Consider the following 12,723-nt stretch of genomic DNA (forward strand, 5'->3'; position numbering starts at 1 on the left):
TAGTGTCTACCGACGACGAGACGACTTACGAAGGACTTGAAGTGAATATCCGCTCCCTCACTAGAGGCGACGGCGTGGTGATCGGAGCAGCGGTGGTGCTGTTCATCGCGTCGTTCCTCACTTTCGAGAGCATCTCCATCTCCGGCTTCGGCACCAGCCAGAGCCGGAACGCGTGGGACGACCTGGGCATGGGCCTGGGCATCTACATGGGCGCGGTCATCGGTGCCGTCCTCATCGTCGTCAACCGTTGTCTGCCGCAGCCGCGCAAGGTGCTCGGGCTCGACCTCGGCCAGGTCGGCGCCGCGTTCCCGGTCCTGGCCGCCTGGGCGCTGCTGTGGACGCTGATCGACGTGCCCGACGGCGTGGACGCCGGTGCCGGTCTCATCCTCGGCTTCATCGCCTCCATCGTCCTCGCGGGCGCCGCCATCGCCTCGCCCCAGGTCCCCGCCCTCCAGGTCGCGTTGCTCCCGGCCCCCAAGCCGGTCGCCCCGCAGCCCTACGGCGCCCAGCCGCCCGGTGGTTACGGCTACCCGGGTGCCCAGCCGCAGCAGCCGTACGGCGCCCAGCCGCAGCCGGGCCAGCCGTTCGGGCAGCCGCCGGCCGCGCAGGGCGCTCCCGCGGCGCAGCCGGCGGCCCCGGCGGACTTCTCGCCGTTCTGGTTCGCCGTGCCGGTGGCTCGTCCGCTGTTCCCGGAGGACGGCTCGCCGAACCCGATCGCCGAACTGGCTCCGGGCACCTGGTACCTGGCCGTCGAGCAGCGCGGTGCCACGCTGGTCGCGCAGACCCAGGACGGGCGCCGGGGCGTGCTCCAGGACACCTCCGGCATCCAGCGCGGCTGAGCCCCGCAGACCGCCGCACGCGGCCCCTCTCCCTTCCGGGCGGGGGGCCGTTGTCGTACAGTCGGCTCCCGGTCGGTATCTGACGGTCCGTCAGGAGGCAGGGGTATGCGGCTCGGTCTCGCACTCGGTTACTGGGGACGCGGCCCGGACGCCGGTCACGTTCCGCTCGTCCAGGAGGCGGAGCGGCTCGGCTACCACTCGGTGTGGACGGCGGAGTCCTGGGGCTCGGACGCCTTCACCCCGCTGACCTGGCTCGCGGCGCGGACCTCGACGATCAGACTGGGGACGGCCGTTGCCCAGATGGCGGCCCGCCCACCGACCACCACCGCGATGCACGCGCTCACCCTGGACCACCTCTCCGGCGGGCGGATGATGCTCGGGCTCGGCCTGTCCGGTCCGCAGGTGGTGGAGGGCTGGTACGGCCGCCCGTTCCCGAGCTCGCCGCTGACCGCGACCCGGGAGTACGTGGACGTCGTACGGCAGGTGCTGCGGCGAAAGGCGCCGGTGGCAGTGGACGGACGGTTCCATCCCCTCCCCTACCGGGGGCCGGACGGCACGGGGCTCGGCAAGCCGCTGAGGTCCATCACGCATCCGCTGCGGGGCGACCTCCCCGTCCTGCTGGGCGCCGAGGGGCCGAAGAACGTGGCGCAGACGGTCCGGATCGCCGACGGCTGGCTGCCGCTGTACTGGGCGCCGAGCCGGCCCGAGGTGTACGGCGACGTGGTGCACGAGTTGCCCGAGGGATTCATGGTCGCTCCGATGGCCCGGGTGAAGGTGTGCGACGACGTGACCGAGGGGCTGCTGCCGGTGAAGGCCATGCTCGGCTTCTACATCGGCGGGATGGGGCACGCGGCCCGCAACTTCCACGCCGAGCTGATGGCCCGCATGGGGTACGAGGAGGCGGCGCGCAGGATTCAGCGGCTGTTCCTGGAGGGCCGCAGGCAGGAGGCCGTGCTGGCCGTGCCGGACGCCTTCGCCGACGAGATCTCACTGGTCGGCCCGCGTGAACGCATCGCCGAGCGGCTGCGGTTGTGGCGCACGGGCCCGGTGACGGACCTGCTGGCCCTGTCCCCGGACCCGCACAGCCTCAGAGTGCTGGCGGAGCTGAACTCCTAGCTTCCCTTGGCGAGTTGGGACGCGGACGGTACCTGGTCCTTGACCGGGGCGCCCGCGCTCGCGCCCGCGCCCTTGACCTTGCTGATGGTGTCGTCGAAGGCGCTGACCGCACTGTCGTCGCCGTTGCGGAGCTTGGACGGCAGGTTCTTCAGGTCGTCGATGGCGGAGTTGAGCGGCGCGAGCGCCTTCGACAGCGTGGGATCGCCCTGTGCGTTGCGCACGGCCGCCTTGAGCCGGTTGTAGGTGAAGGCACCGGCCAGGCCGGCCTTCACCAGGGCCGACTTGCGGCCATGGGCGCCCTTCTTGAACTTGCCGGCCTTCCAGGGCTTCACGATCCACTGGTAGGTCGCACCCGCCGCGAGACCGGCGTCCACCACGAAGCGGGTCTTGGCGAACTTGTGCCGCTGCGCGGAGGTGGTCGGGCTGGGGGTGTCGGCGGCGGGCACGGCCGGGGCCGCCGCGGAGTCCTTCGTACTGGTCTTCCCGCCGCTGCCGCAGGCGGCGGAACCGGCCAGCAGGGCGCAGGACAGCGTGAGCGCCACGAAGAGGCGCCCTATGGGTACGGGCACGGGGCGCCGTATGGGTACGGGCACGGGGTCCTCCGGACCTGTTCTCCCCGAGCGGTTCGCTTCCTCCGGCAGGCTCGCCCAGGGCGGCCGGGTCCGCCACTCGGGGGACGCCACCCGAGGGACACCGTTCGGGTTTCAATGTCCGTTTCACGGCAATCCGGCAGGTATGATCCCTCGGTATCTCTCCTACGGCGCGAATCCGGCCGGGAGAGTGATCGCAGCCGTCGCCGACGTCATGGCGCTGATCATCGGCCTGTGGATCCTGCTGTTCCTGCTGGACGCGAACCGCTCCAACGGCGCGGTCCGGTTCGTCCACGACGCGGCGACCTGGCTGGCGGGCTGGGCCCAGGGCATCTTCACCTTCGACCAGGAGTGGGCCCGGGTGGTCGCCGATTACGGCCTGGCGGCGGTCGTGTACCTGTTCGTGGGCCACGCCATCGCCAACCGCATGCACCGGTACTGAAGACCCCGGGCCAGGGGGTGTCTAGCCGCAGCAGTCGGGGTCCAGCCCCGTCGGCAGGTGCTCACCGCCGAAGACCGCACACGTCGCCTCGTGGCCGCCCAGGGCCGCCACCGCGAGCAGCAGGGAGCCGGCCGTCCAGGTGGTGAGTTCGCGGGGCCAGACCGCGTCGTCCTCGAAGACGTAGCCCGTCCAGTACAGGCCGCTCTCCGGGTCGCGCAGATGCTGGATGGACTGGAGGATCTCCAGGGCGCGGTCCGACTCCCCCACCGCCCACAGCGCCAGGGCGAGTTCGCTGGACTCGCCGCCGGTGACCCAGGGGTTGGGGACCACGCAGCGCACGCCGACGCCGGGCACGACGAACCGGTCCCAGGACTCCGCGATGCGGGCCCTGGCCTCGTCGCCGGTCAGCGCGCCGCCGAGGACCGGGTAGTACCAGTCCATCGAGTAGCGGTCCTTGTCCAGGAAGCGCTCGGGGTGCCGGCGGATCGCGTGGCGCAGCGCGCCGACCGCCAACTCCCAGTCCGGCTGCGGTTCTTCACGCTGCTCGGCGATGGCGAGCGCACAGCGCAGCGCGTGGTGGATCGAGGAGCTGCCGGTGAGCAGGGCGTCCGTCGTGGGCGTGCCGTCGTCCTCGCGGCGCCAGCCGATCTGACCGCCGGGCTGCTGGAGCCCGAGCACCCACTCCACGGCCGCGTAGACGTACGGCCACATGCGGTCCAGGAACGTGTCGTCACCGGTGGACAGGTAGTGGTGCCAGACCCCGACTGCTATGTAGGCGACGAAGTTCGACTCGCGGGCACGGTCGGTGACGTCGTCGTGGGCGCCGTCGGCGTAGGCCGCGTACCAGGAGCCGTCCTCCTTCTGGTGCCGGGCGAGCCAGAGGTACGCCCGCTCGGCGGCCTCGTGCTCGCCGGCCGCGTCCAGGGCCATCGCGGCCTCGGTGTGGTCCCACGGGTCCAGGTGGTGGCCGCGGAACCACGGGATCGCGCCGTCCTCCCGCTGTACGGCGAGGATGCCGCGGACGGTCGCGGCGGCCTGCCCGGCGGTGAGGACCCCGGGCAGGACGAGGTGTTCTGTCCGGGGAGTGGTCACTTGGCCGCCGCCTCGGAGGTCTCGGTCCCGGCCCCGGTCTCCGTCTCGGCGAGACGCGGCAGGTGCGGCTTGGTCGCGTAGACCACGAAGCTCTTGCCGATCAGCGGGTTCAGCGCCTGCTCGGCGACCCGCGTGGCGAGCGGCTTCTTCATGATGTCCCAGACCAGCAGCTTGTGGTACGCCCGCACCGGCAGCGCCTTGTCGTTGTCGACGCCGAACGCGCACTTCAGCCACCAGTACGGCGAGTGCAGCGCGTGCGCGTGATGGCTGCCGTACGGCTTCAGGCCCGCCTCGCGGATCTTCCCCACCAGCTCGTCGGCCTTGTAGATGCGGATGTGGCCGCCCTCGACCTCGTGGTAGGCGTCGGACAGCGCCCAGCAGACCTTCTCGGGGCCGTAGCGCGGCACGGTGATCGCGATGCGCCCGCCGGGCCTGAGCACCCGCACCATCTCGGCAAGGACGCCCTTGTCGTCCGGGATGTGTTCCATCACCTCGGAGATGATGATCACGTCGAAGGACTCGTCCGGGAAGGGCAGGGCGAGCGCGTCGCCCTCCATGGCCGTGGCGGTGGCACCCGCCGGCGCCTCCCCGGCCTCCTTCATCGCCGCGAACCACTTGGCGACCTCGCGGATCTCCTCGGCGTTCTGGTCCAGGGCCACGACCTGGGCGCCACGCCGGTAGCACTCGAAGGCGTGCCGGCCGGCCCCGCAGCCGAGGTCCAGGACTCGGTCGCCGGGGGCGAGCGGGAACCGGGAGAAGTCGACGGTCAGCACGTGGCCCTGCTTTCGGGGTAGACGCCGGTGTCACTCGTCGAGGTCATGGACGCAACGCTCGTCGAGGTCGCGGAAGCAACACTTGGTGAGGCCGCGGAAGCACCACTTGGTGTGGCCGCGGTGCGGCCGGCGCGGGCGATGGCCTCGCGGTAGTGGGCCACCGTGCCCTCGGCGGCCCGCGCCCACGTGAAGTGCCGCAGCACCCGCTGCCGGCCCGCGCGGCCGAGGCGCACTCGAAGCTCCGGGTCCCCGAGTAGCCGGCCGAGCCCGGCGGCCAGCGCCCCCGCGTCGCCCGGCGGTACGGCCAGACAGGTCTCGCCGTCCCGCCCGGCGACCTCGGGGATCGCGCCGCCGGTCGTGGCGACGAGCGGCGTGCCGGTGGCCATGGCCTCGGCGGCGGGCAGCGAGAAGCCCTCGTACAGCGAGGGCACGCAGGCGACCTCGGCCGAGCGGATCAGGTCGACCAGCTCGGCGTCGGAGATGCCCTTGACGAAGTCGACGGCGCCTTCGAGGCCGTAGCGCTCGATCGCCGCCGCGACCGGCCCCTCCTCGGGCCGCTTGCCGACGACGACGAGATGGGCGGCCGGATGCTCGGTGCGCACCTTGGCCAGCGCCTCCACCAGGAACACCAGCCCCTTCAGCGGCACATCGGCGCTGGAGGTGGTGACGATCCGGCCCGGCACCTCGGCCACGGCCGGATTCGGCGCGAACAGATCGGTGTCGGCGCCGATGTGGACGACGTGGATACGGTCGTCGCGTACGCCGAGATGGTCGACGATCTCCTGGCGGGAGGTACCCGAGACGGTGAGGACGGAGGGCAGCCGGCGGGCGACGCGCTTCTGCATCCGGGTGAAGGCGTACCAGCGGCGCACCGAGTAGCGGCGCTGCCGGCCCTCGGCGGCGTCCAGCTCCAGCTGCCGGTCGACGGTGATGGGATGGTGGATGGTGGTCACCAGGGGCGCGCCGATGTCCCCCAACAGCCCGTACCCGAGCGTCTGGTTGTCGTGCACGACGTCGAACTCGCCGCGCCGGGCGCGCAGATGACGGCGGGCGCGCAGCGAGAAGGTCAGCGGCTCGGGGAAGCCGCCGGTCCACATCGTCGCGACTTCGAGGGCGTCGATCCAGTCCCGGTACTCGTCCCGCCCCGGGGTGCGGAAGGGGTCGGGCTGGCGGTAGAGGTCGAGGCTGGGCAGCTCGGTGAGGCGCAGATTGCCGTGGCCCTCGTCGAGGATCGGGTACGGCTGCGAGCCGATGACCTCGACTCGGTGCCCGAGCTTGGCCAGCTCACGCGAGAGGTGCCGTACGTAGACACCCTGGCCGCCGCAGAACGGGTTCCCTTTATAGGTGAGGAGCGCGATGTCGAGCGGTCGCTCGCCGTCGGATGCGGGGTCCTCCTGGGCACCCGCTTCCCGGGCCTCAGCGGTCACTCCGTGCCCCCTTCTGCCTGCACTGTCCCGCGAGACTACGACGGGACGCTAATCTAGAACAAGTTTCAGACTTGATCGTTCAAGAGGCTCTGAATCTACCGGCAGGTAGGGGTGCTGTGAGCAGTGGATCAGGTGATTCGCGCCACGGCGCGTCGCCCTGTCATGCTGTTTGATCACGTGCCCCACAGACGCCTTCACCGACTGTCACGGAACGGGACCCATGCCTGCGGAAGCCAGTGTTTCGAGGCCCCCCTCGCCGCCTCTGACCGAGCGGCAGGAGGCCCGCCGCCGCCGGATCCTGCACGCGAGCGCCCAGCTGGCCAGCCGCGGCGGTTTCGACGCCGTACAGATGCGTGAGGTGGCGGAGTCCTCCCAGGTCGCCCTGGGCACCCTCTACCGCTACTTCCCGTCCAAGGTGCATCTGCTGGTCGCCACCATGCAGGACCAGCTGGAGCACATGCACGGCACGCTGCGGAAGAAGCCCCCGGCGGGCGACACGGCCGCCGAGCGGGTCGCCGAGACCCTGATGCGGGCCTTCCGCGCCCTCCAGCGCGAGCCGCATCTGGCCGACGCGATGGTCCGCGCGCTGACCTTCGCCGACCGCAGTGTCTCGCCGGAGGTGGACCAGGTCTCCCGCCAGACGACCCTGATCATCCTGGACGCGATGGGCCTGGAGAACCCCACCCCCGAGCAGCTGTCCGCGGTCCGCGTCATCGAGCACACCTGGCACTCGGCCCTGATCACCTGGCTCTCGGGCCGGGCCTCCATCGCCCAGGTGAAGATCGACATCGAGACGGTGTGCCGGTTGATCGACCTGACGGAGCCGGGCGCACCCGGCTGATCACCCCCGCTTCCAGCGCCGCAGGGCACCGAGCAGCTGAACGAGCACCTTCAGCGCCGCGGTACGGCGGGCGGGCCGACGGGACCACACGGCGGGCAGGACGACACCGGCGTAGACGGCGAGGAAGACGAGGGCGGCGAGGAGGAGGGGCAGCTGGGCGTTCATGGCGTTCCTTCCGAGGCGGACGGCCGAGTGGCTTGTGCGATGACGATCGCGCCCGGGAACGCCGCCCCGGCCGGACCTCGAATCCGGCCGAACTGCCTCCGAAAGACGCAGGTCAGGTCGTACGCTTCGGAGACGTTCACCGAACCGCGCCGAAGGGGACGGGGAGTTGGCCGCACCGACCGCGGGACCCGTGGCGGACTTCTGTGCCGCGCTGGGCCGTCTTGTGAGTGACTGCGGTGTGTCGCAGCGGGAGATCGCCGATGTGCTCGGGCTGAGCGCCGGTTCCGTCTCGGAACTGCTCGGTGGGCGGCGCCGGAAGGTGCCGGACTGGGACGTCGTCCGGACGATCGTGGCCCTGTGTGCCGACCGCAACGGCACCCGGGCGGCACCCTCGGGCATGAGAGCGGACGTCCAGTGGTGGAAGAGCAGGCACGCGGAGCTGGAGCGGACGGCGGAGGCGGCGCGGGGGCGGGTCGAGCGGGCTGCCGGGGCGATCGCGCCGACGCCCGCACGGAGGGGCGACGCGACGACCCGTAGCCACATGGGCGTCGAGGAGGCGGTGTCCCTGCTGGCCGGGGGGCGCATGGCGCCGATGGCGACCGCGGACGCGCTCATGAAGCCGCAAGCCATACGGAGCAAGGCCCAGGTCCTAGACGTATTGCTGAGGCACGTCCCGGCCCGGGTGCGAGCCGCACACGGGGTCGAACGGGCCGTTCTGATCCAGGCCGCGCGCGTGGTGCTGGTGGCGGCGGCTGCTGCGGGGACGTGGAGCCCCGAGCGGGCCGACGGCCTCATTCGTGAGCTGGCGGACGGGACGCATACGGGCCATGGAGCCCCGCTCCCGGAGGTCATGGACAGGAGCGATTCCGACACCGCGCGGCACGTCCTCGACACGTACCTGCGGCTGGCCACCCCGCTGGCCAGGGCCTGCCGGGAGTTCGCGCTGGTGGCGGGCGTGCCCTCAGCCGCCGAGGACGGCGAAGCAGCCGGCCCGCCCGCCACCGGCCTGGCCGGGCTCGAGGAGCTGCTGTCGGAATGCACCGGCGGGCACGGGGACTTCACCCCCCACAGGGCACTGCTGCACGAGCCGATCGCGTCCCTCGACGCGCCGGGTCCGCGACTGCCCAGTCTCGCCGAGGGCTATGTCACCCCGCGCTTCAGGGTGGCGGGGCCGAACAGGACGGAGATCGCCTCGGACAAGTGGTGGGAGACGCGGCCCCTCCACGACGACATCGGCCAGTTCCTGGCCGCTCACCTCCTCGGTCTGCCCGCCCTGCTGGCGCCCCTCGTCGTGCTCGGCCACCCCGGTGCCGGCAAGTCGCTTCTGACCAGGCTGCTGACCGCCCGGCTCCCGGCTGGTGAATTCCGCCCCCTGCGGGTGGAGTTGCGGCACGCACCGGCGGAGGCGGACGTGCAGGCCCAGCTGGAGCACGCGCTCGCACGGGCGACGGGCCGGAAGGTGAGCTGGCCGGACTGGTCCGAGGAGTCCGACGCCCTGCCCGTGGTCCTGCTGGACGGCTTCGACGAACTGCTCCAGGCCGCCGCCCAGAAGCTCGGTCGCACACAACACTGGGGCTATCTGCAGGAGATCACGGACTTCCAGAGACGCGAGGCCGGGCTCGGGCGCCCGCTGATCGTGCTGGTGACGAGCCGGACGGTGGTCGCCGACCGCGCGAACGTCCCGTACACCAGCCGGGTGATCCGCCTGGAACCTTTCGACGAGCCGGAGATCGAACGCTGGCTCACCGTCTGGAACGGCACCAACGCCCACTATTTCGCCCGGCACGGCCTGCTGCCGCTCACGCCGGAGGTGGTCCTCCCCCACCGGGACCTCGCGGCACAGCCCCTGCTGCTGCTCATGCTGGCGCTGTACGACGCGAGCGGCAACGCCCTGCACCTGATGCGGGACCACGACATCAGCCGGACCGAGCTGTACGACCGGCTGCTGCGGGAGTTCGTCCGCCGCCAGGTCACCAAGGACGGCCCGCTGCCCCCGGCCGAGGCGGACGCCGCCGTGGACCGCGAACTGCGCCGGCTTTCCGTCATCGCCCTCTCCATGTTCCACCGCGGCTCCCAGTCGATCAGCGGCGAGGAGGCCGACCGGGACCTGCGGGGGCTCGGTGCGGTGGGTGACGGCTCGGGTCTGCTGTTCGGCCGTTTCTTCTTCGTGCACGAGGCACAGGCGGTCGTCGCGGAGGAACGGCTGCGCTCCTACGAGTTCATGCACGCGACCTTCGGCGAGCACCTGGCCGCGCGGCTGATCGAGGGGGCGCTACGACGGCTGGACGACGGCGAGTTGTACGCGCTGCTGTCCTTTGCGCCGCTCACCGACCGGGCCGAACTCGTCCAGAACCTGCGGGACATGCTGGCGAGCCAGACGGAGGATCACGTACGCACCGTCCTGGTGCCCGCGCTCGTCGAGCGGTTCCGCGCCGCCGGATGGGGACCCGAGCGGCACACCGCCACGGGGTACGCCCCGGTCCGGCTGCGCAGGGCGTACCGGGATGCGGTGTACGAGGTGAATCTGGTGCTGGTCGCGGTGCTGGCGGCGGGTGAGGTGTACGCCTCGGAAGTCGTCGACTCCCATCACGGTGTGGCGCACGGGTGGCGACGGCATGCGCTGCAGTGGCAAGGGCAGTTGACCGTTACCTCCTGGGCCGCGCTGACCTCGACCCTCCATCCCGAACGCTGCTGGCGCCACGATCCGCACGCGCCCGGCCACCACGTGCAGGATCTGCGGCTCACCACCCGCCCGACGCCACTCGCCGACCATGATTTCACCTGGTTGCGGTGGACAGCCCCACCCAAGGCCGTCAGGTCCCTGTCGGCCGGGTTGCAGGAACGGCTCTCGTCCTCCGCGCCGAGCATCCTGGATCTGATCAGGCGGGTCTCGTTCGCCGCCGATACGGACACCGAGTTCCTGCTGCATATCGGCTATCCCGTGCTCCTTCAATGGCCGAGTGCCATGTCGATGCACGTCCACCCCGCCGACGAGCGGCTCCACTCGGCAGGGCAGGCACTGGTCGCCCTGCTCACCCGCGACGTGTACGCCCCCGAAGCACTGCCCAGCCTGTATGAGGACTGTCTGGCGCGGATCGGAATACTGGCACCGAAAGAACGCGAGCCCTATGCGGAAGCGGTGCTGTGCCACCTGGTCCACGACGCCCCCGCCCTGCGCGACGACGACCTCACCTCCGTCATCACTCAACTGCGCCATGTGTTCAGCGAAGGTGACGTGGTGCTCACCGAGGCCGCGGAGCGGGCGCTCCTGGACTGCATCCGCCACGCGCTGGACCGGGGAAATCCCGACCTGGCCGATGCGGCCAACGCCCCCCGTACCGTCCTCACCGGGAGCAAGGGAACCCCGCTGCAGAGCCTCCTGACGATGATCCACCTGAGTCGCTCCACCCACACCTGGCAGCGATCGAGCTCCCTGCGAGGCAAAACCGCCGCCCGCCACTTCGACAAACTGCTCGAAGTCCTCTGCCTCCCCACAACAGCCACCACCCACCCCTCCGCCCTCATAGACCTCCTCCGCCTGGCCTCGGAACTGGCCCTGGACGACTGGCTGGCCACCCGCGCCCCGGAGATCCTCGCCGCGCTCCCCGCCACGGCCTTCGGCCTCCTCCGCCCCTCCGACCTCACCTACCTGCGCGCGGCTCTGCCGCCCGGCGCCTACGCCGAGCAGTTCGAGGAGGTGGAGCGGGCCTGGCGGGGACCGGAACCGACGTCACCCGGGTCCTAGTCCTCCGGCGGGAACACCGCCTCCCCGCTGCCCAGCAAGGTGATCAGGATCGCCTCCACCGGGCAGCTCTCGGCCGCTTCCAGGACGGGTTCCGCGGCGTCGGTGTCGGGGGCCAGCGAGTGGGACTGTCGGGCGGAGTCGAGGCGGAAGTGGCCTGGGGCGTGGTGGAGGCACTGGGCCGAGCCGATGCACAACGACCGGTCGACCTCGACGTGCCAGCGGTCGCCCATGGCCTACGCCCCCGCCGGCAGGTGGATCATCTTGTGTTCGAGGTACTCGCCGTACCCCTCGGGGCCGAACTCCCGCCCCAAGCCGGAGTTCTTGTAGCCGCCGAACGGGCCCAGCATGTCCAGGCTGAAGGTGTTGACCGAGTAGGTGCCGGTGCGGACCTGCCGCGCCACTTCGATGCCGTGCTCCACGTCGGCGGTCCAGACGCTGCCGGACAGGCCGTAGTCCGAGTCGTTCGCGATCTTCAGGGCCTCCGCCTCGTCGCCGTACGGCAGCAGGCAGATCACCGGGCCGAAGATCTCCTCGCGGGCGATCCGCATGGAGTTGTCGACGTCGCCGAAGAGGGTCGGGTCGACGTACCAGCCGCGGTCGAGTCCCGCCGGGCGGCCACCGCCGGTGAGGATCTTGGCGCCCTCCTCCTGGCCGATCCGGATGTAGTCCAGGTTGCGCTGCTGCTGGCGGCGGGCGACCAGCGGGCCGACCTGGGTCGCCGGGTCCAGCGGGTCGCCGACCTTCAGCGCGCTCGCGGCCTGGGCGAAGGCGTCGGCGAACTCGTCGTAGCGGGCGCGCGGGACGAGGATGCGGGTCTGGGCCACACACGCCTGCCCGTTGTTCATCCAGGCCGCCGGGACGATCCCGGACACCGCCGTCCCCACGTCCGCGTCCGGCAGGACGACCGCCGCCGACTTGCCGCCCAACTCCAATGTCACGCGGGTGAGATTGCGGGCGGCGACCTCCATCACGCGCTTGCCGGCCGCGACCGAGCCGGTGAAGGAGACCTTGTCGATGCCCGGGTGGCCGACCAGGTACTCGCTGACCTCGCGGTCGGCGGGGAGGATGGACAGCACCCCCTCCGGCAGCCCGGCCTCCCGCGCGATCTCGCCCAGCAGATACGCGTCCAACGGCGACTCGGGGGACGGTTTCAGTACGACCGTGCAGCCGGTCAGCAGCGCGGGCGCGAGCTTGGCGGCGGCGACGAACTGCGGGACGTTCCACGGGACCACGGCCGCCACGACCCCGACCGGCTCACGGCGGACGAGGATCGGGCCGAGGACGCCGTCCCTGCGTTCCTCGTACGTGAACTCCCGCGCGACCCTGATCGCCGCGTCCCACACCATCATCGCGCCGAGCGCCTGGGCGAGGACGCTCCAGGAGTACGGGGAGCCGTTCTGGGCGGAGATCACCCGGGCGATCTCCTCGTGCCGGGCGGCGATGCCGTCCTTGATGCGGGTGACGACCTCCAGCCGCTCCTCGAGCGTGGCGCGCGGCCAGGGGCCCTCGTCGAAGGCGCGGCGCGCCACCGCCACCGCCCGGTCGACGTCCTGCCGGGAGGCGTGCGGGACCCGGCCGATGACCTCCTCGGTGTGCGGGGAGATCACCTCGATCACGTCCTTGCCCAGGGGGTCGGTCAACTCCCCGCCGATGAACAGCTGTCCGTGTTCCACGAGCTCGGTCATGGCCGACT

General features: G+C 71.4%; 12 protein-coding genes. 5 read left to right on the top strand and 7 right to left on the bottom strand.

Going from position 1 to position 12,723, the window contains the following annotated elements; translation table 11 throughout:
• Window positions 1-41: 41 nt before the first annotated feature.
• Both ACWC0C_RS12995 and ACWC0C_RS13000 read left to right on the top strand, forming a co-directional pair.
• On the top strand, window positions 42-839 hold the full coding sequence (locus ACWC0C_RS12995) for a hypothetical protein (protein ID WP_449201104.1): 798 nt from the start codon (window positions 42-44) through the stop codon (window positions 837-839).
• A 105-nt stretch (window positions 840-944) separates the two neighbouring features.
• Window positions 945-1,955 carry an LLM class F420-dependent oxidoreductase gene (locus tag ACWC0C_RS13000; RefSeq protein WP_450863761.1) on the top strand — a complete coding sequence of 337 codons (1,011 nt, stop codon included), beginning with the start codon at window positions 945-947 and terminating at the stop codon, window positions 1,953-1,955.
• On the opposite strand, the gene ACWC0C_RS13005 is transcribed toward ACWC0C_RS13000, so the two are convergent.
• Entirely contained in the window at window positions 1,952-2,524 is a 573-nt protein-coding gene (locus tag ACWC0C_RS13005) for a hypothetical protein (RefSeq protein ID WP_450863763.1), read from the bottom strand. The genes ACWC0C_RS13000 and ACWC0C_RS13005 overlap by 4 nt on opposite strands.
• Window positions 2,525-2,690: 166 nt before the next feature.
• Between ACWC0C_RS13005 and ACWC0C_RS13010 the strand changes: the two genes are divergently transcribed.
• On the top strand, window positions 2,691-2,987 hold the full coding sequence (locus tag ACWC0C_RS13010; protein ID WP_450863765.1) for a hypothetical protein: 297 nt from the start codon (window positions 2,691-2,693) through the stop codon (window positions 2,985-2,987).
• A gap of 21 nt (window positions 2,988-3,008) precedes the next feature.
• On the opposite strand, the gene ACWC0C_RS13015 is transcribed toward ACWC0C_RS13010, so the two are convergent.
• Genes ACWC0C_RS13015 through ACWC0C_RS13025 form a run of 3 tightly spaced genes read right to left on the bottom strand, consistent with a single transcriptional unit; the run spans window position 3,009 to window position 6,279 of the window.
• Window positions 3,009-4,079, bottom strand: coding sequence for a prenyltransferase (locus tag ACWC0C_RS13015; RefSeq protein WP_449201107.1), 1,071 nt, complete (start codon window positions 4,077-4,079; stop codon window positions 3,009-3,011).
• On the bottom strand, window positions 4,076-4,852 hold the full coding sequence (locus ACWC0C_RS13020) for a class I SAM-dependent methyltransferase (RefSeq protein WP_449201108.1): 777 nt from the start codon (window positions 4,850-4,852) through the stop codon (window positions 4,076-4,078). Before ACWC0C_RS13020 ends, ACWC0C_RS13015 begins: the two co-directional genes overlap by 4 nt.
• The gene (locus tag ACWC0C_RS13025) at window positions 4,846-6,279 is read right to left on the bottom strand and encodes a glycosyltransferase family 4 protein (protein ID WP_450863767.1); all 1,434 of its coding nucleotides are present in this window, start codon (window positions 6,277-6,279) and stop codon (window positions 4,846-4,848) included. The genes ACWC0C_RS13020 and ACWC0C_RS13025 overlap by 7 nt, the downstream gene beginning before the upstream one ends.
• A 220-nt stretch (window positions 6,280-6,499) precedes the next feature.
• On the opposite strand from ACWC0C_RS13025, the gene ACWC0C_RS13030 reads away from it, so the two are divergent.
• A complete protein-coding gene (locus ACWC0C_RS13030; protein WP_449201110.1) occupies window positions 6,500-7,120 on the top strand; it encodes a TetR family transcriptional regulator in 621 nt (206 codons plus the stop codon).
• Here the strand turns inward: ACWC0C_RS13030 and ACWC0C_RS13035 are convergent, their stop codons facing one another.
• On the bottom strand, window positions 7,121-7,285 hold the full coding sequence (locus ACWC0C_RS13035; protein ID WP_449201111.1) for a hypothetical protein: 165 nt from the start codon (window positions 7,283-7,285) through the stop codon (window positions 7,121-7,123). It lies immediately after the preceding gene.
• A 166-nt stretch (window positions 7,286-7,451) separates the two neighbouring features.
• Here ACWC0C_RS13035 and ACWC0C_RS13040 point away from each other — a divergent pair, with 166 nt between their 5' ends.
• Window positions 7,452-11,030 carry an NACHT domain-containing protein gene (locus ACWC0C_RS13040; RefSeq protein ID WP_450863770.1) on the top strand — a complete coding sequence of 1,193 codons (3,579 nt, stop codon included), beginning with the start codon at window positions 7,452-7,454 and terminating at the stop codon, window positions 11,028-11,030.
• On the opposite strand, the gene ACWC0C_RS13045 is transcribed toward ACWC0C_RS13040, so the two are convergent.
• Entirely contained in the window at window positions 11,027-11,260 is a 234-nt protein-coding gene (locus tag ACWC0C_RS13045; protein ID WP_449201113.1) for a ferredoxin, read from the bottom strand. The two genes, ACWC0C_RS13040 and ACWC0C_RS13045, sit on opposite strands and share 4 nt — an antisense overlap.
• Window positions 11,261-11,263: 3 nt before the next feature.
• On the bottom strand, window positions 11,264-12,715 hold the full coding sequence (locus tag ACWC0C_RS13050) for an aldehyde dehydrogenase (RefSeq protein ID WP_450863771.1): 1,452 nt from the start codon (window positions 12,713-12,715) through the stop codon (window positions 11,264-11,266).
• Window positions 12,716-12,723: the final 8 nt, after the last annotated feature.

Source organism: Streptomyces sp. NPDC001709 (assembly GCF_053596375.1).

What these genes read in the sequence shown, in the direction of transcription:
- ACWC0C_RS13035 (WP_449201111.1), bottom strand. Translation starts at nt 7,285, where the DNA reads ATGAACGCCCAGCTGCCCCTCCTCCTCGCCGCCCTCGTCTTCCTCGCC.
- ACWC0C_RS13050 (WP_450863771.1), bottom strand. Translation starts at nt 12,715, where the DNA reads ATGACCGAGCTCGTGGAACACGGACAGCTGTTCATCGGCGGGGAGTTG.
- ACWC0C_RS13030 (WP_449201110.1), top strand. Translation starts at nt 6,500, where the DNA reads ATGCCTGCGGAAGCCAGTGTTTCGAGGCCCCCCTCGCCGCCTCTGACC.
- ACWC0C_RS13010 (WP_450863765.1), top strand. Translation starts at nt 2,691, where the DNA reads ATGATCCCTCGGTATCTCTCCTACGGCGCGAATCCGGCCGGGAGAGTG.
- ACWC0C_RS13045 (WP_449201113.1), bottom strand. Translation starts at nt 11,260, where the DNA reads ATGGGCGACCGCTGGCACGTCGAGGTCGACCGGTCGTTGTGCATCGGC.
- ACWC0C_RS13000 (WP_450863761.1), top strand. Translation starts at nt 945, where the DNA reads ATGCGGCTCGGTCTCGCACTCGGTTACTGGGGACGCGGCCCGGACGCC.